The 22,288-nt window shown below is 50.2% G+C and carries 23 protein-coding genes; 11 read left to right on the plus strand and 12 right to left on the minus strand.

Going from position 1 to position 22,288, the window contains the following annotated elements; translation table 11 throughout:
• Nucleotides 1-29 precede the first annotated feature (29 nt).
• On the plus strand, nt 30-230 hold the full coding sequence (locus AC2T0J_RS05985; RefSeq protein WP_075607545.1) for a hypothetical protein: 201 nt from the start codon (nt 30-32) through the stop codon (nt 228-230).
• Nucleotides 231-238: 8 nt separating this feature from the next.
• Here AC2T0J_RS05985 and AC2T0J_RS05990 read toward each other — a convergent pair whose 3' ends face one another.
• The 6 genes from AC2T0J_RS05990 to recG all read right to left on the minus strand — a co-directional run bounded on the left by AC2T0J_RS05990 (nt 239) and on the right by recG (nt 7,617).
• On the minus strand, nt 239-571 hold the full coding sequence (locus AC2T0J_RS05990) for a hypothetical protein (protein ID WP_489809238.1): 333 nt from the start codon (nt 569-571) through the stop codon (nt 239-241).
• A 511-nt stretch (nt 572-1,082) separates the two neighbouring features.
• Nucleotides 1,083-2,264 (minus strand): BaiN/RdsA family NAD(P)/FAD-dependent oxidoreductase, encoded by a 1,182-nt coding sequence (locus tag AC2T0J_RS05995; RefSeq protein ID WP_489809239.1) that lies wholly within the window; start codon nt 2,262-2,264, stop codon nt 1,083-1,085.
• A gap of 70 nt (nt 2,265-2,334) precedes the next feature.
• Nucleotides 2,335-3,936 (minus strand): carboxylesterase/lipase family protein, encoded by a 1,602-nt coding sequence (locus AC2T0J_RS06000; protein WP_489809240.1) that lies wholly within the window; start codon nt 3,934-3,936, stop codon nt 2,335-2,337.
• A 104-nt stretch (nt 3,937-4,040) separates the two neighbouring features.
• Nucleotides 4,041-4,514 carry a peroxiredoxin gene (locus AC2T0J_RS06005; protein WP_489809241.1) on the minus strand — a complete coding sequence of 158 codons (474 nt, stop codon included), beginning with the start codon at nt 4,512-4,514 and terminating at the stop codon, nt 4,041-4,043.
• Between the two features lie 249 nt (nt 4,515-4,763).
• A complete protein-coding gene (locus AC2T0J_RS06010; RefSeq protein WP_489809242.1) occupies nt 4,764-5,543 on the minus strand; it encodes a class I SAM-dependent methyltransferase in 780 nt (259 codons plus the stop codon).
• Nucleotides 5,536-7,617 carry an ATP-dependent DNA helicase RecG gene (gene recG, locus AC2T0J_RS06015; RefSeq protein ID WP_489809243.1) on the minus strand — a complete coding sequence of 694 codons (2,082 nt, stop codon included), beginning with the start codon at nt 7,615-7,617 and terminating at the stop codon, nt 5,536-5,538. The genes AC2T0J_RS06010 and recG overlap by 8 nt, the downstream gene beginning before the upstream one ends.
• 478 nt (nt 7,618-8,095) lie before the next feature.
• Between recG and AC2T0J_RS06020 the strand changes: the two genes are divergently transcribed.
• Nucleotides 8,096-8,248, plus strand: a complete 153-nt coding sequence (locus tag AC2T0J_RS06020) for a hypothetical protein (protein ID WP_489809244.1) — start codon at nt 8,096-8,098, stop codon at nt 8,246-8,248.
• 152 nt (nt 8,249-8,400) lie between these two features.
• Nucleotides 8,401-9,015, plus strand: coding sequence for an FMN-binding negative transcriptional regulator (locus AC2T0J_RS06025; protein ID WP_489809245.1), 615 nt, complete (start codon nt 8,401-8,403; stop codon nt 9,013-9,015).
• Here the strand turns inward: AC2T0J_RS06025 and AC2T0J_RS06030 are convergent.
• From AC2T0J_RS06030 to gmk, 5 genes are all read right to left on the minus strand, one after another.
• A complete protein-coding gene (locus AC2T0J_RS06030) occupies nt 9,012-9,638 on the minus strand; it encodes a peroxiredoxin-like family protein (RefSeq protein ID WP_489809246.1) in 627 nt (208 codons plus the stop codon). The two genes, AC2T0J_RS06025 and AC2T0J_RS06030, sit on opposite strands and share 4 nt — an antisense overlap.
• A 129-nt stretch (nt 9,639-9,767) precedes the next feature.
• A complete protein-coding gene (locus AC2T0J_RS06035) occupies nt 9,768-10,154 on the minus strand; it encodes a RidA family protein (protein ID WP_489809247.1) in 387 nt (128 codons plus the stop codon).
• A gap of 16 nt (nt 10,155-10,170) precedes the next feature.
• Nucleotides 10,171-12,279, minus strand: a complete 2,109-nt coding sequence (gene spoT / locus AC2T0J_RS06040; protein WP_489809248.1) for a bifunctional GTP diphosphokinase/guanosine-3',5'-bis pyrophosphate 3'-pyrophosphohydrolase — start codon at nt 12,277-12,279, stop codon at nt 10,171-10,173.
• A gap of 138 nt (nt 12,280-12,417) precedes the next feature.
• The gene (rpoZ, locus tag AC2T0J_RS06045) at nt 12,418-12,690 is read right to left on the minus strand and encodes a DNA-directed RNA polymerase subunit omega (protein WP_489809249.1); all 273 of its coding nucleotides are present in this window, start codon (nt 12,688-12,690) and stop codon (nt 12,418-12,420) included.
• An 82-nt stretch (nt 12,691-12,772) separates the two neighbouring features.
• The gene (gene gmk / locus AC2T0J_RS06050) at nt 12,773-13,414 is read right to left on the minus strand and encodes a guanylate kinase (RefSeq protein WP_489809250.1); all 642 of its coding nucleotides are present in this window, start codon (nt 13,412-13,414) and stop codon (nt 12,773-12,775) included.
• Nucleotides 13,415-13,592: 178 nt separating this feature from the next.
• Here gmk and AC2T0J_RS06055 point away from each other — a divergent pair, with 178 nt between their 5' ends.
• The 8 genes from AC2T0J_RS06055 (at nt 13,593) to AC2T0J_RS06090 (ending at nt 20,443) form a co-directional block, all read left to right on the plus strand.
• Nucleotides 13,593-14,261 carry an alpha/beta hydrolase gene (locus AC2T0J_RS06055; RefSeq protein ID WP_489809251.1) on the plus strand — a complete coding sequence of 223 codons (669 nt, stop codon included), beginning with the start codon at nt 13,593-13,595 and terminating at the stop codon, nt 14,259-14,261.
• A gap of 171 nt (nt 14,262-14,432) precedes the next feature.
• Nucleotides 14,433-15,311, plus strand: coding sequence for a hydroxymethylbilane synthase (gene hemC, locus AC2T0J_RS06060; RefSeq protein ID WP_489810296.1), 879 nt, complete (start codon nt 14,433-14,435; stop codon nt 15,309-15,311).
• A 6-nt stretch (nt 15,312-15,317) separates the two neighbouring features.
• Nucleotides 15,318-16,031 carry a uroporphyrinogen-III synthase gene (locus AC2T0J_RS06065; RefSeq protein WP_489809252.1) on the plus strand — a complete coding sequence of 238 codons (714 nt, stop codon included), beginning with the start codon at nt 15,318-15,320 and terminating at the stop codon, nt 16,029-16,031.
• A 3-nt stretch (nt 16,032-16,034) separates the two neighbouring features.
• Nucleotides 16,035-17,228 carry a uroporphyrinogen-III C-methyltransferase gene (locus AC2T0J_RS06070; RefSeq protein ID WP_489809253.1) on the plus strand — a complete coding sequence of 398 codons (1,194 nt, stop codon included), beginning with the start codon at nt 16,035-16,037 and terminating at the stop codon, nt 17,226-17,228.
• Nucleotides 17,225-18,394 (plus strand): heme biosynthesis HemY N-terminal domain-containing protein, encoded by a 1,170-nt coding sequence (locus tag AC2T0J_RS06075; RefSeq protein WP_489809254.1) that lies wholly within the window; start codon nt 17,225-17,227, stop codon nt 18,392-18,394. Before AC2T0J_RS06070 ends, AC2T0J_RS06075 begins: the two co-directional genes overlap by 4 nt.
• Nucleotides 18,395-18,460: 66 nt before the next feature.
• Nucleotides 18,461-19,375 carry a winged helix-turn-helix domain-containing protein gene (locus AC2T0J_RS06080; RefSeq protein ID WP_489809255.1) on the plus strand — a complete coding sequence of 305 codons (915 nt, stop codon included), beginning with the start codon at nt 18,461-18,463 and terminating at the stop codon, nt 19,373-19,375.
• Between the two features lie 127 nt (nt 19,376-19,502).
• Nucleotides 19,503-19,904, plus strand: coding sequence for a hypothetical protein (locus tag AC2T0J_RS06085; RefSeq protein WP_489809256.1), 402 nt, complete (start codon nt 19,503-19,505; stop codon nt 19,902-19,904).
• Between the two features lie 8 nt (nt 19,905-19,912).
• Nucleotides 19,913-20,443, plus strand: coding sequence for a tetratricopeptide repeat protein (locus tag AC2T0J_RS06090; protein ID WP_489809257.1), 531 nt, complete (start codon nt 19,913-19,915; stop codon nt 20,441-20,443).
• 23 nt (nt 20,444-20,466) lie between these two features.
• Here AC2T0J_RS06090 and feoB read toward each other — a convergent pair whose 3' ends face one another.
• On the minus strand, nt 20,467-22,287 hold the full coding sequence (gene feoB, locus AC2T0J_RS06095) for a ferrous iron transporter B (protein ID WP_489809258.1): 1,821 nt from the start codon (nt 22,285-22,287) through the stop codon (nt 20,467-20,469).
• Nucleotide 22,288 lies beyond the last annotated feature (1 nt).

Genomic DNA, 22,288 nt, shown 5'->3' on the forward strand with positions numbered 1-22,288 from the left:
GCTGAAGGCACTATAGAAGGAGTGCGGTTATGACAACTATGTCTGTTCTCAGTGCAGAACAATTAAAAGCACTAGATCCCAAAGAGCGAGAGAGGATTACTCGAGCGGCGAAACTGAAGGTATACCAGAGCCGAGGTTGGATCACCCCTGAACTAAACAAAACTGCTGATAAACTGCGAAGAGAGATGAAAGAACGTAGTGATATAGCCAGAATGGCTTACAGTCGTTGATTTCTGTTCTAAAAGCCAAGCTTTAAGCTTGGCTTTTGTTTTATTGTCAGTTGATAAAGCCTTTCATACCTATCAGCCACAGTCTCAAACGATCTCTTGGCATCGCCTATAATTTCCACCTGCGGTGTAGGAATACCGGTTCTCTCATCAACATCAATGCAAAAGACGTGAAACTCACAATCATCTGCGCCGAGTGTATTGAGCTCACGCATCAGGCGTAAAAAAAGGAACAGGTGAGGCTCTGGAATAGCGGCATGACACGACAGCACCACATAGGGATGGGGACCAATAAAACGGGCGAGACTGTGGTTATCAATACGCGTGGTTGTCCAACGAGTCATGCTTTTCATCCTGAGGTAGTCCCCCCTCAAAAAAATGGGTTTGGGGGCGGTTTATTGGTTTCAACCCATTCTTATTTTCCCAAGCTTCGCTTGGCCGTGTTCCAGTAAGTCGCCAGCTTTACACGATGTGGTGTTTTAACTTACCTATCTCACTCAAAATGGATAAAAATCCCTCCTATTCATTAGCCAATAAAAGCCCTATCACACCTATTGCTTATCAATTTAAGGGGCGTTATCTCTTTCGTATTGCCTTATTTATATCTGTAGGACACATTGACTTAGTGATTAAGGAACTATTTAACTCGCGAGATGAATCATTTTCTTACTTAACAGATTTTGAAAAAGCTATAGTAAGAAGAGCGCTATCCTACATGTAAGATAGAACAGGCTAATAGTTGTCCATGTGTTCGTTAGCCTGATCAATTTTCAAAAATATGGCATCTGCAAATTTAAAGCGTTACTTTGTCTTCGCTCTAATTTCTCCTGTCTTCGTTTTAATTACTTCAGATCACTACACATACTGCGCGGCAGCCCAACCACTGCTCCACGCCCACTGGAAGTTGTAGCCCCCCAACCAGCCGGTGACATCCACCACTTCGCCGATAAAGAATAGTTGTTCTACTTTCTTACTCATCATCGTTTTTGATGACAACTCATCAGTGTCTACGCCGCCAAGTGTCACTTCGGCAGTTCGATAACCCTCTGTGCCGTTTGGCTGAATCTGCCAGTCTTCAAAAAATCCAGCGATGGCTTCGGCTTCTTTACTGTTTAACTGTTTAACCGGTTTATTCTCCCAGTGGTTCAGCTCGCAAAAGGTTGCTGCTACCCGTTTGGGGAAGTGTTTTGATAACCAGGTTGTTATTAAAGAATCAGGGTTCTTTAACTGCGCCTGCGCCAGACTTTCAGCAATATCGAAGGTAGGTGACGCATTAATATGCAAGGTGTCGCCCGGCTGCCAGTAGCTTGAAATTTGTAACATGGCGGGGCCGCTTAAGCCCCGGTGGGTAAATAAGGTATTTTCTCTGAACGTTGTATCGTTGCAGGTGGCATAGGTATCGATGGCCACGCCGCTGAGTTCGGCCAGAATCGTCTTGTCTTTTTCATGCAGGGTAAAAGGCACTAGCCCCGCCCGGGTAGGCAACACTTTAAGGCCAAATTGCTCTGCCAGCTTATAGCCAAAAGGCGTTGCCCCCAGTTTTGGCAGGCTCAAACCGCCGGTAGCAACCACCAGGGATTCACACTCATAGTCGCCCATCGAGGTGCTTAAGGCGAAGCCCTTAGCGGTTTTACTCACACTGAGGATCTCACAGCGAGTGGTAATGTCGACATTGACCTTACGACACTCGCTCACCAGTAAATTCACGATATCTGCAGCTGATTCGTCGCAAAATAGCTGACCAAGTGTTTTCTCGTGATAGGCGATGCCATATTCGGCCACCAGGGAAATGAAGTCCCACTGGGTGTAACGACTAAGCGCAGATTTGCAGAAGTGAGGATTGCTACACAGGTAGTTTTCGTGGCTGGCATACATATTGGTGAAGTTGCATCGCCCGCCGCCCGACATGAGGATTTTACGGCCGATTTTCTTTGCGTGATCCAGCACCGCCACACTGCGACCGCGCTTTCCGGCTTCGGCGGCACAGAATAATCCGGCTGCTCCCGCCCCAATCACCACTACATCAAACTTATTCACAGCCACACGCTCCTCTCCTGACCGGCGTATTATAGGTCAGGAGAAGCGTGGTTAATATGGTTTGGCTGATTTAATTGCTGTGCTCAAGCGCAGCTTTGACTACATCCAGCCTGGCTTTCCATGGGTCAGTACCGTGCTCCATTTCACCACTGCGGGTCATATTCAGCATATTGCTTTGTTCCGGCTTAAAAGCCTGCCAGGCTGCTGCACCGGCACTCACCGGCTGGCCAGTTTTGGCAAAGCTCACGATGTACTGATGAATGGCTTCAGCAGCTGCTGCATCCTGTTCAGTTAAAGCATCGCCATACTTGGCTGCGACCGTATTAAAGAAAAACGGGATGTCCGAAGCATGGGGTGCGCCGGGACTATCGTTACTCTCTGCAACAGTACCAAACCGGTAATAGAAAGCTCGCTGACCATGTCCGGTCATTTGTTCTGCCACAAATCTTGCCGGTTCCTGCATACTGCGATCCTGCCCTACTGCATAACCCACCATCTGGAACGGCATGTCACCGCTAGGATCATAGGCTTCCCGGGCCTGCTCGGCATAATCGCCAAAAGAGGCAAACAAGCCGGCTTTGTCTTTGAACATGTTGAAACCAATGTCCAAACTGGTAGCCCCTACCATCACATCCACCATTGCCACATCGCCATCACGAAGAGCGTCTTCGGTCGTTGCGGTAATGATTTCACCATCCTGCATAGGGCCACCCGCCCAGGTTGGCTTGTCTGTTGAAGCGGGGTTAAACAAAGCTGCCAGATTAAACCCATCGACGATATCTTCAGCACTTAGCTTGCGTAATGCCGCCAGGGCATCTGCGTCGTCGCCGGTAATGCCATGCTTCTCAGCATAGTTGAGACCATACTGTTCACCAGCCAGAGAACCTGGCGTAGGCTCACTCACCTTACGATTACCAAACAGCGAACGGCCACCGCCCGACATAATAATTGCCCGATCAAACAGCCCTCTTACCTGTTTCGCCTGCATCATGGCATGTACCGAGCCGCCACCCGCGGATTCACCCATGATGGTGACATTATTCACATCACCACCAAAGGCAGCGATGTTTTGATTTACCCACTTAAGGGCGGCGATTTGATCCATGTAGGCATAGTTACCCAGCATATCGCCACTGGCCTTGGCTTCTGCGGTCAGCGCCGGATGGGCAAAGAAACCAAAGCGACCCAGACGATAATTAAAGCTCACAAAAATCACGCCGTTTTTAGCAAATTCGCTGCCATCATAAACAGCCGGGGAAGCACCACCGTTAACGAAACCACCGCCGTAGATCCAAATTAGTACCGGTGTTGAACCGTCGGCATCCTTGGGTGCCCAGACATTAGCGTACAAGCAATCTTCAGCCGGTATTTTACCCAACGGTGCAGCATCGCTGGGGAACGGCAACTGCATACAATCATTGCCGTAATCGGTGGTTTGTTTCACGCCATCCCAGGGCGTTACCGGTTGGGGTGGCCGCCAGCGCAATTCGCCCACAGGCGGCGCGGCAAAAGGAATACCCTTGTACGTCACCAGTTGCTCAGTAACGGTGCCTTTTATTTTGCCGCCGGTTACTTCAACTTCTCCAGGCGTATTTGCAGCAGAGCAGGCAAATAAACCAAACAATGAGCCCAAAACAATCAGGCCATACTTATGTACTGAACAACGGAACATTTTGTCATCCTGTGAAATCGTCAAACTTAGCGGTGCAGGTAATCGCCTGGTTACCCGTCACCATTAGAAGATACCAGCACACTTTGACTATGCTGGAGATGCAGTTATAAGCTTTTCAGCATAGTTTCAGCGTCACTCACTTCAAAGCGACCAGGGTCCTCAACATTCAGTTTTACCACTTCGCCGTCTTCTACCAACATGGAATAACGTACTGAGCGGATACCACCAAAATCACTGGTATTCATGTCCAGGCCAATGCTCTTGGTAAAAAACGCATTGCCATCGGCAACCATCAGGAGTTCATCGGCATTCGCCGACTTACCCCAGGCATCCATTACATAGGCGTCGTTAACACTCAAACAAATAATGCTATCCACACCCTTGGCTTTAATTTTATCGGCAAGAGCAACATAACCAGGTAAATGCGCTTCCGAGCAGGTTGGTGTAAATGCACCCGGAACAGCGAAGACAACTACGCGTTTACCGCTAAATAATTCATTCGTATGCGGACTGGTCATTTTGCCGTCTTTCATTAATCCAAACGTCACTTCCGGCAGGGTGCTACCCACATCAATCATGTTGTTCTCCCAGAGAAATAATATAATTAACAGCAAGCTGTCATAGCTAAATTGTCTGTTAACTATAACAGTATCTGTAAATTGTGAAATAAAAAAGCCCCCGATTAACGGAGGGTTACTATTTTTACACTGGCTTATCTGACAGATTTAAGTTCCCGGTCATTTATCCCAAAGCGAGCTCGAAAATTATAAAACACAATACAAGAAAGGTTTTACAGTACAAGCTACAACGGTCTTGCCGGGTCAAAATCAAACGGTTTTTATATACACATCAAAGCGATGTTTCTTACTGGTTATTGCCATTGAAGGTTTACGATTAGCCAACAATGGCGCACTGTTAGGGCGCTTTACTACCACGCGCTTGGCAGCGGCATGCAACGCCGCCGGCAGCAGCAAATCGGCGTCTTCATCAGGGCCGAGCATCAGTTGAAACAGGCGCATTTCTTTTTTCACCAATGCTGATTTTTTGCGGTGGGGAAACATGGGATCCAGATACACTGCATCCACGCTGGCTGGCGCCAGTTGCTGCATGTAATCGCAGCTGTTGGCGTGATACAACACAAACTGTTTAGCCAGATCCGGTTCCTGCAGGGCGAGACGACGTAAGCCATCCGCTAGCAACAGGTAAGCGACCGGTGAGCGCTCAATCATAATCACATTGGCACCCAATGCTGCCAGTACAAACGCATCCCGCCCAAGCCCCGGCGTTGCATCCAGCACCGTGAGAGGCTGGTTGGCTTTAAGACCTACGGCTTTGGCAACCGGCTCTTTACTACCACCGCCATGCTGCCGTCGGTACTGACTTTGACCGGATAAGAAATCCACATACACGCCGTTACTGTTGGCCACCGTCAAATCCATTAACTGCAGGGTCTCATCAACGATCTCCAGAACCAGCGACTGGTTGTCCGGTAACTCATGCACTGCTGTGATCCCCACCGAACCGGTCAGCGAGATCAATTGTTGCTCGACCTCGGAAGGCGCGGCCAGTTGCTGCGCTGAAAGCCTCAGATACGGTAACTCAGGCATGCCCATAATGCTCCTTCTGCCCTATCCAGCGGTTAATAATGGCCTGAGCGCGAGCCGGGTATTCCGCCCACAGGCGATTGGCAATTTCCTGAACCTGAGGAATAAGCGGCGCGTCGCGTACAATATCGGCAATCTTTAACTCAGCGATGCCGGTTTGGCGGGTGCCCATCAGCTCGCCCGGGCCTCTGATTTCAAGGTCTTGCTGGGCGATATAAAATCCGTCATTCGACTCCCGTAAAACCGCCAGACGCTTGGTGGCCGTTCTCGACAGCGGGCTTTGGTACATTAGTACGCAGTGGCTCTCCACCGCCCCCCGGCCAACCCGGCCACGTAACTGATGAAGTTGAGCCAGACCCAGCCGCTCCGGGTTTTCAATAATCATTAAACTGGCATTGGGCACATCCACGCCTACTTCAATCACCGTGGTAGCCACCAGTAAATCCAGCTCGCCAGACTTAAAGGCGCCCATGATAGCTTGCTTTTCAGCAGCCTTTAAACGGCCGTGCACAAGGCCTATTTGCAGGTCGGGCAGGGCGGTCTTTAAAATAACCGCGGTATCTTCAGCCGCCTGACACTGTAACACTTCAGACTCATCAATCAGCGTACACACCCAGTACGCCTGACGCCCTTGCTGTTGACAGGCCTCACGCACCCGCTCAATAACGTCTGCCCGACGTGTGTCCGGCAACGCCACCGTTTTTACCGGTGTGCGTCCCGGCGGCAGTTCGTCAATGATTGAGGTATCCAGGTCTGCATAGGCAGTCATAGCCAATGTGCGGGGAATCGGGGTAGCGGTCATAATCAACTGATGAGGAAAACGCCCTTGCTGCTCACCTTTTTCGCGCAGTGCCAAACGTTGATGTACACCAAAGCGGTGTTGCTCATCGACAATCACCAGCGCTAACTGATTGTAAGTCACCTGTTCCTGAAAAATAGCATGAGTGCCCACCAGCATTTGCACCTCACCACTTGCCAGTCGCTCCAGCACTTCAGCGCGTTGCTTGCCCTTTAATTTACCGGCCAGCCAGCCTACTTCAATGCCGAGCGGGGCCAGCCAGTCCCTGAAATTATTGGCATGTTGTTCTGCCAACAATTCGGTAGGTGCCATAAGCGCGACCTGGTAACCGCCGCCTATGGCCGACAGCGCTGCCAGTGCGGCAACCAGAGTTTTACCAGAGCCGACGTCGCCCTGTACCAGCCTCATCATCGGGCGACTACGCGCCATATCCTGCTGAATGTCCCTGGTTACCCGCTGCTGGGCACCAGTAGGTTTAAATGGCAAGGCAGCGAGTAATTTTTTCACCAGTGCATGATCAACGTTTATCGCAATACCCGGCTGCGCGTCGCTTTGCTGGCGAACTTTCAACACACTTAAATGTTGGGCCAGCAATTCTTCCAGTATCAGTCGCATCTGCGCTGGGTGCTCACCGTTTTCCAACTCCTGTAACGCTACGTCTGGTGGGGGGCGATGAACCAGGGTAAGCGCTTCTTTCAGGCTCACCTGTTGCTGATACATGCCGTCGGGTAATAAGTCGGTCAGACCGCCCTTATTGAGGATTTTCAGCGCCTGCTCGGTAAGGTTGCGTAAGGTAAGCTGCTTCACGCCCTCGGTAGTGGGATATACCGGTGTCAGGGTCTCTTCCATGGGCGCCGCATCTTCTTCAATCAGCATAAACTCGGGGTGCATCATTTCCAGCCCCCATTTGCCAGTACGCACTTCACCAAAAGCGCGGATCTGATTACCGGGCGACATCATGGTGCGCTGCAGAGCACCAAAATGAAAAAATCGCAGCGTCATGGTGCCTGTGCCATCGGAGAGTTTCACCACCAGCATGCGCTTTTTGCCGTACTGGATATCCGCCGATTTTACTTCGCCCAGAATGCTAACGTGGGTGAATGGCAAACAATCGCCGATGAGATAAATACGAGTGCGGTCTTCATAGCGTGAGGGCAGGTGAAAGAGCACATCCTGCACGGTTACCAGATTGATTTTCGCCAGTTTCTCCGCCACTTTGGCACCAACGCCCTTAAGCTGGGTAATTGGCATGGTGGCAAGAGGCTGTTCAGACCGCATGTGAGTGTCATTCCTTACTTTTAGGGGCATATTAAATCAAGCGCTTAGGCATTGCGAGCATCAATCACCCCGTGCTTGCTCTCGCGGGGGTCTACTACTTTAAGTGGCCTAATGTACCTTTTCGCCAGACCCCCTCGGTCTATAGTGAATAAACCATCAACTTTTCGGATACCGCCATGAACCTGTTCTCCCTTGCCACCTTGCTATTGGCGCTGACGGACTTAAGCCAGTCAGTCGCCTCAGCGCACACCAATGACCCGCTCCAGGTGAGAAGCGCATTATAGTAAAAGGCAACAAAGGCGAGCAACTGGACATCGGCAGAGTCACCTTCGTACCCAAAGCTAAAGGGATTCGCTACACCCTCACCATCGACCACAGCCATTTTACTGATTACTTTTTGTCAATGAAGGAAATGAAAAGCCTGGACGGCCCTGAACTGTGATGTCATCGGCCTTACCCATACGGTCAACCCCGCACGGTGAGTGCTGAGGATTTTAGCTGGCTGGCGCACGACCTGTTATTTATGTACAAGAAAAAAGGCGAGTTTGGCGCTAACTTCTGGAATGGTATTTACTACAAGATGAGCCGACAGGACGGCCGGATCACCGGCGTGGCACAGGGGTGGACTTAAATCAGCTTGGAGCGCCTCCGGATGATCTCACAACACCGCCTTTTGGTGAATTTGCACGCACCGACACTGAACCTCAGCCGCGCTTTTTACCCTTTGTGGAAATTCGCTGATCACGTATTATCAAAGGCTAACCCTAGTGTCTGAGAGTCTTTATGTTTGTCCCGTCGGCTTTTTCTTTTACCGATACCGAAGCCCAGTTAGCTTTTATTAAAGCGCACCCCTTCGCGCTGATAACCACGCCCGATCTGCAGACAACCCATGTGCCGCTGCTGGTAAGGCAAGAAGGTGACAGCCTCTTTATAACAGGCCATATGGCGCGCGCAAACCCGCACTGGCAGGCGTTGGATAACACCCCGGTAGTTGCCGTGTTTAGCGGCCCTCACGCCTATATCTCGCCTAAGTGGTATGCCAGCGAACCCAATGTGCCTACCTGGAATTATGTGGCGGTTCATGCCAAAGGCACGGTAAGTGTTATGAGTGATGAGGCATTACCCGCAGCGCTCAACGAGCTCATGCAGGCTTTTGAGCCGGATTACAATCCTGAAACGCTCGCTACATCACTCATCGACTACCAGCAAAAACTGATCCGCGGTATTGTCGGTATTGAGATTAAAGTAGACAGCTTGCAGGGCTTACGCAAGCTCGGCCAGCACAAAAATACCGCCGATATGGCCGGGGTTTGTGAGGGGCTAAAAAACAGTGGTGACCCAGAATCACTGGCGCTGCTCAACTACATGCTGCGCCATGATATCGGTTACGCGGATTAACGTTCGCCGGCGAGTACTTCAGCTACCGACAAAATCAGCTGAGCAGAAGGGCGCACGGTAAAGTCCGGGTTCACATAAGTAAACTCAACCAGCCCCTTTTGATTGACAATGAATACCCCGGGCGCGGGCAATACCGGCGTGCCGGTGTCATCTTTGGTCAGGGCGATATTATAGTCGTCGTATTTTTTCGCCGTGGCGTCGTCTACGTAAAAGCCTATGCCGAATTCACGCAAGGCATCCAGTTTAACGTCTGACAATTGCTGAACTTTCATTTCGGTTTCGAGTTCCTGAGATTGCAACGCTGCCGGCGTTTGCGGCGAAATCGCCAGGATTTGGTAACCTAAATCCAGCAATTGGTCTTCAATAGCCTGTAGCTCACCAAACTGACGATTACAGTAAGGGCACCAGCCGCCACGATAAAACAAAATGATGGCGGGCTTATTTATGGTCAGCGCATGCAGACTTACCGGACTACCATCCGGAAACTGCAAGGTCACAGCCGGCACTTTCATACCATTTAGCAGCGGGGTTACGGCGTTAGCCTCGGGTGCTAACGCTTTGGCAGAAGCACCAAATGGCAGCATTACACACAGCAGGATCAAGAAAAACTGTTGTCGCATCATTGTTCTCGTTAGATAGTGAATACCAATCCTCATAGGAGATTGGTATAAGCAAAAACTAAAAAGACCCGCAAGCGGGCCTTTTTCTTTCAGTACAATTTTATCTACTCTATCAATGGCTGCTGACAGCTATCACTCCGGCAGTTCCATCACGCCGTCGATTTCAATTTGAGCGCCTTTAGGTAACTCTTTAATGCCAATTGCTGCGCGTGCAGGATAAGGCTTGGCAAAGTACTTAGACATAATTTCATTGACGGTGGCAAAATGGCCAAGGTCAAGTAAGTAAATGTTTACTTTCACCAAGTCATTAGTAGTACCGCCAGCCGCTTCACATACAGCCTTGATGTTTTCGAATACCTGGGTAGCCTGCTCAGCAAAATCCTGAGATACCAATTCCATCGTGGCTGGCACTAACGGGATCTGGCCTGACAGGTACACAGTGGTACCGGCTTTAACTGCCTGGCTGTAAGTGCCAATTGCAGCGGGTGCTTTATCAGTTTGAATAATCGACTTTGCCATGATGAGTCCTTCTCAATTAATGATGTCGCGACTGGCTGTGTCGCGACACCCGTTGTACTTCCGGCATTATGCGTATTTTGCGCATAACGTTGGCCAGATGTACGCGGTTATAAGTGGTTAATTCAAGATCTACAAAGTAGATATTGCTTTCTTTTTCCTCAGTTTGCAGTCCGATGATATTCGAATCGCACGAGGCAATGTTATTAGTCAGTGTAGCCAGTGTACCCTGATGATTAAACAGCTCAACACGTAGTGAGGCTTTAAATTCCCCCTGCGGCTCTTCATCCCAGGTCATCTGCAGTACCCGTTGTGGCTCTTCTTTGACCAGCTTACGAATATTCGGGCAACCATTCTGGTGAATGGTCATGCCTTTACCCGGGCTAAGCACCGACACAATTTCATCATCCGGGATCGGATGACAACAGCGGGCGTAGGTGACCAGCAGGCCTTCCGTACCACGAATAGCCACATTACCTTTCTTATCGGGAATATCTTCGTTTTCGCCTAACAGACGGCGGGCAACAATAGCGCTGAGCTCATTACCCAGGCCAATATCCACCAGTAAATCTTCAAAGGATGCATGCTTGGTTTCTGCCACCACACGATCGACGGATTCCTGACTTATGTCATCCAGTTTGACCGCGCCCAGAGCGTGACGTAACAGTCGGTTCCCCATGGTCAGGGCTTCCTGAGAACGCTGCTTACGCAGGTATTGCCTGATCCGCGTCCGCGCCCGGGCACTGACCACAAAATTTAGCCAGTTAGCGTTAGGCTTAGCCCGTGGGGAGGTAATAACCTCTACAGTCTGACCATTCTGCAGAGGTTTGCTGAGGCTGTAATTACGGCGCTCAACCCGCACGCCCACGCAGGTATTCCCGATATCAGAATGTACCGCATAAGCAAAGTCTACTGCCGTAGCGCCCGCCGGTAATTCAATAATTCGGCCATCCGGGGTAAACACATAGATTTCGTCCGGAAACAGGTCGGTTTTAACGCTTTCAATAAATTCAAAGGATGAGCTGGCGCTTTGTTGCAATTCCAGTAGCGATTGCATCCATTTACGGGCGCGTAGCTGGGCGGTAGTACCATCACTGGATTCTTTATACATCCAGTGGGCAGCAACCCCCTTGTCAGCCATCTGATCCATGGCCTGGGTGCGAATCTGTACTTCTACCGGAATCCCGTGCGGCCCCACCAAAGAGGTATGCAGCGACTGATATCCGTTGGTTCGCGGAATGGCGATGTAGTCTTTAAAGCGTGTTTCAATGGGCTTATAAAGACCGTGCATGGCCCCTAAGGAGCGATAACAGTCATCCACGGAATTTACCACAATGCGAAAGGCATAGATGTCCATCACTTCATTGAACATCTTTTCTTTATTCTTCATTTTGCGGTAAATAGAATAGAGGTGTTTTTCACGGCCCACTACAGTGGCTTCAATCTGGTAGCCTTCCAGGCGGGTGCCCAACTCCTGACGGATATTCTCGATGATTTCCTTACGATTACCCCGCGCTTGTTTCACCGCTGATTTCAGGGCACGGTGACGCATGGGATACATGGCCTGGAAACCAAGATCTTCCAATTCATTTTTAATATCGTGAATACCCAGACGATGGGCAATAGGCGAATAAATTTCGAGGGTTTCCAGCGCAATACGACGACGTTTATCCGGGCGCAATGACCCCAGTGTACGCATGTTGTGCGTGCGGTCGGCCAGTTTAATCAGGATAACCCGGATATCCTGCACCATGGCCATCATCATTTTACGAAAGTTTTCGGCCTGAGCTTCCTGCTTACTGCTAAAGGCGATTTTATCGAGTTTACTCACCCCTTCCACCAGATCAGCCACCGTGTCGCCAAAGGCTTCGGCCAAATCTTCCTGGCTATAATGAGTATCTTCAATTACGTCATGCAGCAAAGCCGCCATGAGAGTTTCATGGTCAAGGTGCATGTCAGCCAGAATGCTGGTTACTGCAACCGGGTGGGTGATGTAAGGATCACCACTCGATCGCATCTGACCATCATGGGCTTCATGGGCCAATACAAAAGCGTCCTGAACGAGCTGAACCCGTTCCGGTGGCAGGTATTCGGCAATTTTTTGTTTTAACCCTTCAAACAGATACACGTGTGTAGCGTATTTCCAATAATTTCAAGCGTTTTTCAAGAATACGGTGAAACGCGTCGGTTTCCAACGAAAAACGCCAGTGTTTCTTATAAAAGACACACTGGCGCTGTCAATTTGTGCTTCCGAGGGCTATCCGTTTTACTGATCAGACAGGATATTTGCAACTGATGCAAACTCAGCGTGCTCCTGATCCTGCTGGTCACGCAGCTCGTCTTGCTCAAGGGTTTCTGCAGTCACTAAGCCTTTTTCGATTTCGCGCAGCGCAATAACCGTTGGCTTATCGTTACTCACATCAACCATTGGATCTTTGCCTTCAGTGGCGATTTGGCGGGCACGACGTGCAGCAACCAATACCAGATCAAAACGGTTACCAACTTTATCTACTGCATCTTCGACTGTTACGCGAGCCATGAAAATCTCCGATTCGAACAAAAATATTAAAAAAATGGCCGCGTAGTATACAACAAGCCATACTCAATTGGGTAGTAATAAATCACCCGGCGCTTAATAAACTCTCTATTAATGACTGGTGACGGGCTTTTTGCTTAGCCGTACGTAAACGCTGGGCTTCAACAATACTGCTTAACTCCTGCAACGTTTCCGTAAACTCGTCGTTGACCAACACATAGTCAAACTCATTGTAGTGCGACATTTCAGACACCGCTTCTGCCATGCGCTTATCAATGACACTTTGTTCATCCTGACCGCGATTGACCAGCCTTTCACGCAGCGTCTCAGTAGACGGTGGTAAAATAAAGATGCTACAGGTATCGGGCATCAGAGCTTTTACCTGACGGGCGCCCTGCCAGTCAATATCCAAAAATACATCAATGCCCTGGCTCAGGGTATTTTCGATAGTAATGCGGGACGTACCATAATAGTTACCAAACACTTCGGCATATTCAAAAAATGCCTGCTGGGCGATCAGTGCTTCAAACTGTTCACGGGTAACAAAATGATAGTGCTCACCATCCACTTCACCAGGGCGGGGGGTCCGGGTGGTATGCGACACAGACACCTGCTTCGGATTAAAGTTAACATCCGGCGCTTTAGACAATAGCGCTTTTATCAAACTGGATTTACCGGCGCCAGACGGGGCCGCTAAAATAAACAGATTGCCGAGTTGTGTGGTCATAATGGTGTTCTATGCTTCATTTTTATGATGAGGTTATACGGCGAGAGTGTAGCACACTCGGCGTCCACATAAACGCCGCAACAACAATATTCATCAATACCGGTAAGACCATTGTACCTGTGGTCGGTGAGTGTTAATTTTAATTCGTAAAAACAATAGCAAAAGGAACCATCGGTCAATGAGCAGTGCATTACCTTACATCGAAACCAACCCGGTCTCTGAGATTAAAGCCACCGTTATCTGGTTACATGGGCTGGGGCACTCCGGCCATGGTTTTGCGCCAATAGTTCCGGAGTTAAAGTTACCCGACGCCCTGGGTGTACGGTTTGTTTTTCCGCACGCACCGGAGCGCCCGGTGACCATTAATGGCGGCATGCGCATGCGCGCCTGGTACGATATTAAGTCCATGGATTTCGACAAACGCGCCGATCTTACCGGGGTCAGAGAATCCGCCGATCAAGTGGAACAGCTTATTGAAGCAGAAATCCGTAATGGCGTCCCGCCGGAAAAAATCATTCTGGCCGGCTTTTCTCAGGGCGGTGTCATTGCACTGCACCTGGGCCCCCGTTTTAGTAAGTCGCTGGGCGGAATTATGGGCCTTTCAACCTACATGTGTCAGCCGCAGTTACTGGTTGCTGAAGCCCATCCGGCTAATCAGCAAACGCCGGTTTTCATGGCCCACGGCGAAATGGATGACGTAGTGCCGATTCAAATGGGTAAGGCTGCCTACGATACCCTCACTGCCAATAAGTATAACGTTAGCTGGCAGAGCTATCGCATGCAGCATAATGTCAATATTGATGAGATCAACGCCATCAGTCAGTGGCTGCAGGCACGTTTGGGATAGATCAATTACAGGCGGTATAACATCGCCTGTGTCTGCAAAATCGTTTACACTTTGCGCTTTGGCGCTGCTGGTGTCCGGCAAGCGCAGTTATTGAATTCAAGTTTAAAGGCGAATATTGCAGTGAAGTCTTCCCGCACTATCCGAATTGCCACCCGTAAAAGTGCCCTGGCCATGTGGCAGGCCGAATATGTTCAGGCACAGTTATTAACGCATCACCCCGAATGCAAGGTGGAGCTGGTGCCCATGTCTACTCAGGGCGACCGTATTCTCGATACGCCGTTAGCGAAAATTGGCGGTAAAGGCCTGTTTATTAAAGAACTCGAAATTGCCATGCTGGAAGGGCGCGCCGACATCGCGGTGCACTCCATGAAAGACGTGCCGGTAGAGTTTCCGGCAGAATTTGGCCTGCATGCAATCTGCCCGCGGGAAAATCCATTCGACGCTTTTGTATCTAATACCTATAACACTATCGATGAGCTACCGGCAGGTGCTGTGGTAGGCACGAGTAGCTTACGGCGTCAGTGTCAGTTAAAGCACCTGCGTCCGGATATAGTCATTAAAGACCTGCGCGGCAACGTTAACACCCGACTGGCTAAGCTGGACGCCGGCGACTACGATGCCATCATTCTGGCCTGTGCCGGCCTTATCCGTCTGGGCATGGAAAGCCGGATTACCCAGTCTATTCCTCAGGAGCAATCGTTACCTGCAGTGGGGCAGGGCGCAGTGGGCATAGAATGCCGCAACGATGATGCCGAACTCATTGCGTTACTGGCTGCCCTTAATGATGCCGACACCGCTTCACGAGTGGTTGCAGAACGTGCCATGAATGAACGTCTTGAGGGCGGTTGTCAGGTACCTATCGGCAGTTTTGCCACCCTTGAGGGTGACACGCTGAAGCTAACCGGCATGGTGGGCTCGGCAGATGGTCAAACCCTGTTGTACGCGAGCACCGAAGGCCACCGCGAGAATGCCTTTGCACTGGGCAATGAGGTTGCTGAGTCGTTGCTGGAGCAGGGTGCCGGCGACATCTTAAAGGCCTTGCATCAGTAGCCGGCTATGTATCTTATCACCCGGCCGCTGGCAAAATTAGCCACCACTGACTCGGCTTTTGCCGAGGCCGGGCTATCGGCCAGCGTGATTGCATTACAGCAAACCACCGAGGTTTCCTCCGGCATTGCCAGATTGCAGACATTGTTGGCGAGTCACCCGGATGCCATAATAATAGTCACCAGTACCGCGGCAGCGATACCCTTGGTAACTCACCTGGCCGGTGACATTAGCAAACAGCCAGTCATTGCTGTCGGTCAAAGTACCGCCATTATTCTGACCAACGCCGGATTAACGACCATTGTACCGGCTACCGAAAATTCAGAAGGCGTGCTCGCTTTACCATTGCTCAATGATTGCGCCAATAGGCACATTTTGTTATTAAAGGGTAAAGGCGGGCGTACTACAATCCCGGAACAACTAACCCTACGCGGTGCCAGGCTAAACGAGGTGGTGCTTTATGAGCGAGTGCCCTTAATACCTGCCGTATTTAGCAGGACCTGTGACTGGACACAGCTGGAGGGCATTATTGTCACCAGTAGCGAACAGGCCCAGGCACTTTTAAAACAATGTAATACCCAGCCGCTAACCGGTGTAAAATGGTTAACGGTCAGTGAGCGCATAGCGCAACAGCTTCATCAACAAGGTATCCGGCAAATTGATGTTTGCCCTAAAGCCAGCAACGAAGCGCTCATTTCATGGATTCAGCAGAATTGGGAGTGATATATGGCTGATCAGCAGCAACCAAACCAAGAGCAACCCAAGCAGTTGCCCGACACAGCCAGCGCCAAACAAACTTCGGCTAAATCCGCTGCGCCCAAAAGCTCACCAGACAACCCCAAGCCTGCTCAGTCAGCTCCACCCAAAGCAGCCAAAACAGGCCTGCTATGGCTGTTCACTCTGCTCAACCTGCTGCTTCTTGGCGGCACGGCCTACGGTGGTTACTGGTATTTCAATCAGCACAGCGTAACCCAGGCCAAACTTGACTCTCTGCGCAGCGAGCTCAACAATGATCTTGGCCAGAAACACAGCCAGATGAGCAGCAAAGCCGCCGAGCTCGAACAGCAAATCAGTGCCCAGGCAACGGCTACCCGGGAAGTACTGGACGGTGAAGCCGCTCAACAGGCCACCGTGCAACAACTGGAAAACCAACTGCAGGGCGCACTGGCACAAATCCAGGAATTAGATGGCCGCAGACCCACTGACTGGTTAATAGCCGAAGCCGATTATCTGGTGCGTATGGCCGGACGTAAATTGTGGCTGGAGAAGGATTTGCGTACCGCAATAATGCTACTTGGTAACGCTGATCAGCGCTTAAAATCATTAGCCGATCCATCGGTTCTGCCGGTAAGAGCTTTAATCGCCCAGGACATTCAGGCCCTTCAACAGGTCAACCCGGTCTCCGAAGTGTCGGTCGCGCTGGCCCTCGACGGCCTGGTTAAACAGGTTGATAAGCTGGCCATTATCACCCCCAAAGAAGCCAATGAATTTATCAGCGACGAAGTCAGTGACTCCACCAGCGACTGGAAGCAAAACCTGCTAAATGTGTGGCGCTCACTGGTGGATGTTTTTATTCGGGTTGAATATCGCGACGAACCCGTTGAACCCATGATGACAGCTCAACAGCAATGGCTGTCACGCGAGCAAATCAAGCTGGCCCTGCAACAGGCTCAAACTGCCGCTCTGGCCGGTGAGCAGGCGCTGTATCAGGCCTCTGTTGAACGTGCTCAGGCGATAATCAGCGAAGACTACATTCAGACAAACAGTGATGTATCAGGATTTCAGAGTGCCCTGGGGCAGTTAAAAAATACCGATATCAGCAAAGCCATTCCCACTGAACTGAGTTCACAGGCTGCCCTTGAATCGCTGCTCGACAGCCGGGTAAAACGTGTGTTCGGTGAAGGAGCCAGCGCACTATGAAGAAACTTCTCTATATCTTAGTCATTGTGGCGGTATGTCTGGTCGCAATGATTGCCGCGCCATCGTTGGTGGGCGACAAAGGCTATGTGCTGATACAGATGGGTAACCTGGTGGTAGAAACCAGCGTCGTCGCCCTGGCTATCATGGTATTTATTGGTCTGGTTGGCTGGATCATCCTCTCAACCTTATTCAGCCGTACGTGGCGCTTAACTAAACTCTCAGGCAGTTGGTTTGGCAACCGCTCACGGCGTAAAACGCAAAAGGCTTTTTATCGCAGTATTCAGGCCCTCGCAGAGGGTGACTGGGAGGCTGCAACCAAAGCCGCCGATCAGGCCGAGAACGGCGAATTCGAAGGGGTAAACTACCTGGTTTCAGCGCAGGCAGCCGTGGCAAGAGGCCGCAAAGACACCGCCGAGCGCAAGCTTAACGAAGCCGCTGATTACGAGAGTTCCGCGCTGGCAGCGAGAGTGACGCTGGCCCGCATGGCATTGGCGGAAGGCCAACCAGCAGACGCATTAACAGAACTGGCTCAACTTAACGACAAACAACAAGCCGCAGCGCCCGCTATTAAGCTAAAAGTACAGGCGCTGGCAGAAAGCGGTCAGTGGGAGCAACTTGAGCAAGAACTGGGTGGATATAAGAAGATTCTCGGTGATGACTACGCCAAATGGTCGAAGCAAATTGCCAAAGGTCGCTTAGCCGAAGTAGCCAGCAAGCAAGGCGCAATTGCCCTTAAATCGTTCTGGGACAATCTGCCCCGTAAGCAGCGCAATGATATTGGCTATCAGGCCGCCTATGCCGAACAATTGCTCAGTCAGGGTATGCACCAGGAGGCACAAACCGTGTTACTCGACTGGCAAAAGCGCGGGCCGCAGCCGCAATTACTGCCATTGTTGAAAGGATTACAGTTACCTAACCCGGCACCAGCCATTAAAGCCCTGGAAAAATGGATTAAGGCCGATGACGACAACCATGAGCTATACATGGTACTGGGTCATGTAGCCTATAACGCCGGCGACAATTTGCTGGCTGACAAAGCATTGCAAAAAGCCATGAAGCTTAACCCTACACAGGAAGGTTTGTTGTTACTGGCAGAGATAAACGAAAAGACCAATAACCGCGAATCGGCAATGGCCTTTTATAAGCAAAGTCTTAACCTTAAATAGTAGTTTGGGAGCGCGATAAGACACGCGCCCGATACCAGCCTGATTTTGGTTTTTTTGAGTAGGCTTATGAGTCGATTTATTATCGTTTTAGCACTCATTGTGACGATGTTGGAAATCGTACCCCAACTTGCCTTGGCATCCCCAGACAACACCGAAGTAAATGAATATCTGCAAAGTGAGTTGCAGCATATAGCAACCTTAAATGAGCGCAGTGACGTAGCAGGCACCAGACTGTATATTTCTGCCTCGCCAGTCATCAATAGTGCGATAATTTGGCAAGCTGATGGTGAACAACGTTATCCGGCTACCGCACAAGTACTCCATGTATTGGATCAGCCTGTTATCGCTGCCGAAAAGCGATTAAAAGCACTTGCAGTACTCGCCCGCCCCTGGCGGGCAGAAAAGGCAGATGCTTCGGGCGCCGAATTATTTTATTGCTATCGAACACAGCAGATCATTTGCGCACTGCTTAATGTCGAGCAACTGGCCACTTTATTTTCTGTCTCGCCTGATGAGATCAATCAGCAACTCGCACTTTCCGATACTGAAGTGCCAAATCATACCTGGGTCACCTGGGCCGTAGCCGCTTTGGCAATACTGGGGATATCAACAGGCAGCGTTCTTTTCTCGCGCCGTCAGCAACCAGCAAAGGCAACCCAAACACGATATCAGGAAACCGGTTTCAGGTTAGGCGATCTGACAATCTACCCGAAACAATTGCGTGCTTTACGGCAGGACTTAGCCATCGACCTCACAGACAGGGACGTAAAGTTACTCCGGCATTTTGCCAGTCACCCTTGCGAAGTTATCACTAAACAAGAATTATATGATGCAGCATGGGGGCGGGAATTTATGCCAAATAGCCGGGCGCTGGAACAACACATCATCACCCTACGTAGAAAACTCGATCCCGAAAAGAAGCTGCCTACGGTAATCGAAACCGTACACGGTCAGGGATATCGATTTAGCCCTCCCGTATAAGTCTTTATCACCATTTTGAATAAAATCTTGCAAATTTCTTGCGAATAACTTTGCGTTTTCTGGCATATCCGATTGCCGTTTAGTGTGCAATGAGCTGGTCGATTAACTAGCAACAAAAGGTATCACAATGTCCTGGATTGGAATTTGGTCAGAACACGCACAAACCTACCTGTTGGTAATAACGCTCATCACGTTTTTTGCTTTCAGTCTGCCGCTTTTCTTTAGGCCTTGTCTGTGGGCAAAGCTTCTACTGTGGAAGGTTCCTGATGACACACACCTGACCATATACTTCGGAAGGTGCCTGGGCGCATTTGCCATCGTCACCAATATTATGTTTATGCAAGCGGCTCTCTATAACCTTGGAACGCCCTTTATCCTGCAATTTTTTATTCTGTTTTGCATTTTAATGGTGATCGTACACATTTGGGGAGCAGTGCTGCGTATTCAGCCTGTTACAGAAACTATTGAAACCGGGTTTTGGGCGTTATTACTGATCCTCAATTTCCTGTTTTATCCTGTTCCGCAATAAGGGGCGCAATGATGAAAACCGCAAATTATGTGATGGTGCTGATGATTTTCCTGCCTCTGCCAAGTACAGCTCAATTTATGGATGGCGAGATCGATGAATATGGTGGAGCATTAAATCCCACGGACTTTTCCTGGCATTACTATCAGGAACAAATGAACCGTTTTCCTGATCGAATTGGTACGATCTGCTATAACGCCTACTTACTCGACAAAGGCGGCTTACACAATGATAGTGAAAAGTTTTTAATCCAGTGTGCGCAACGAGGTTCAACTTCGGCAATGATCTATTTAGCACTGCTTTATGAACAAGGCACAATCAGGGAGGCACAACCAGAATTATCAACCCAATGGCTGGCTAAAGCCGCAAATGCCGGTAACCCAATTGCACAGTATCATTATGGCATGGCGCTGATTAATGGCGTAGGTATAACCAAACAGCCGCAATCGGGCACACAATGGATAGCAAAGGCAGCTAAACAGGGAGAAGTGTTAGCCATAAAGCATTTAGCAAAAACTCGCTGCCTTAGTGCGCATTGCTAGTAATACTCTAATTGAGCGGTCTGTTAAAGCAGACCGCCTATCTGGTTAACGGCCACCGCAATGACGTAAGCCAATAACCCGTAAGCCACATATAAGCCCCAGGACAGCTTGCTACTCCCGCTTTCGCCTTTGAGCATGGCAACGGTTGCCACGCACTGTAGTGCAACCACGTAGAATAACATCAGCCCCAGTCCGGCTTCGGTGGTCATGCCGTCTGCCTGTACCCGTTCAGCAAGACCGGCAACGTCTTCATCTGCGCCTTCCAGCCCAAACAGTGTCCCCAGCGCGCCGACGAACACCTCACGGGCCAGGAATGACATCAGAATAGCCACACCGTAACGCCAGTCGAGTCCCATCGGCGTAAAAATAGGTTCAATAAAGTGGCCGATCTGACCCAGCCAGGAATTTTGTAACGTTGAGTTCAATGGGAAATAGCCTAAAACCCAGATTCCCACCGACACCATAAAGATAATGGGGCCAGCGCGCTTAATAAACATAATACCGCTGTTTAACACCCGCTGAAAAAGCGGCTTCCAGTGTGGCAATCGATAGGTTGGCAGTTCCAGAATAAACGGCATATCGTTTTTTTCCAGATCGCGAGGCAGGAAACGGTTAAGGATCTGACTGACCACCAGGGCCATGAAAATACCAAAGAAATACAAGCCAAAGAACGCCGCGCCCTGCATATTGAAAATCCCCAGGAACGTCTCATTAGCAGGCACCAGTACGGCTACCAGCAAAGCATAAACGGGCAGGCGTGCCGAGCACGACATTAGCGGAATAGTGAGCATGGTGATCAGGCGTTTGTGAGGCGACTCTATGGTGCGCGCCGCCATGATAGCGGGTATCGCGCAGGCATGGCCGGATAAATACGGTATAAAACTGCGTCCGGAAAGCCCGAAAAAGCTCAGCGGCCGGTGGCACATCAGTGCCGCCCGGGCCAGATAGCCGGAGTCTTCCAGCAGCCCAATGATCAGCGTGAGTACCATTATCTGGGGTACAAACACCAAAAAGGAACCGAAACCACCAAAGATGGCATCGTTAATAAAGTCGTGCACCACGCCTTCTGCGGTGACCGCACCCACACCGCCAGCGAGGGTTCCAATAAAATCTTCCACCCCGTCCATTAACGGCGTAGCCAGGGTAAAAATGCTCTGAAATAACACGAACATCACGGCAATAAACATAATCCCGCCGGTCCAGTTGTTGAGCATGAAATTGTCGATACGATTCTGGTTTCTCAGTACGATATCGTGCTGAATGCCGAAATCCCGGGCCAGTTCCTGACTGCGCTCGGCAGCATCCGCATGAGGTGTGCTGTCGTTTGTAACATAACGCTCTGGTTCACCAGCCATGCCCAGTAAGCTTTGCTTAAACTCGTGTAAACCATCCAAAGAACGAGCCGACAGCGCTAATACCGGACTGCCCAGGGCTTTCGACAAACCGTCTGTATCGATGGTTTCGCCCACACGCTTAACTTCATCAATAAAGTTAAGGGCAAACATCACCGGTTTGTTATGCTCAAAAGCAAGTCGCTGAACCTGCAGGCCCATCACCAAACTCTGCGCCAACCGTGTGGCATCCAGCACCACCAGCACCATCGACGTGTCGTCATCGGCAACAGAACGTTTAATTTCCTCAACTGCGATCACTTCGTCACGGGTTAAACCATTTAACGAATACGCGCCAGGTAAATCTACCAGCTCGAATTTGTCACACTTGCCGCGCGTGATTTCGACAGTGATACCTGGATAGTTAGCGACTTTCTGGCGTAACCCGGTAAGCTGGTTAAACAGCAAACTCTTACCACAGTTGGGTTTACCTACCATTAAAATGCGTTGCATG

It is taken from the genome of Alteromonas sp. ISO5 (assembly GCF_058105165.1).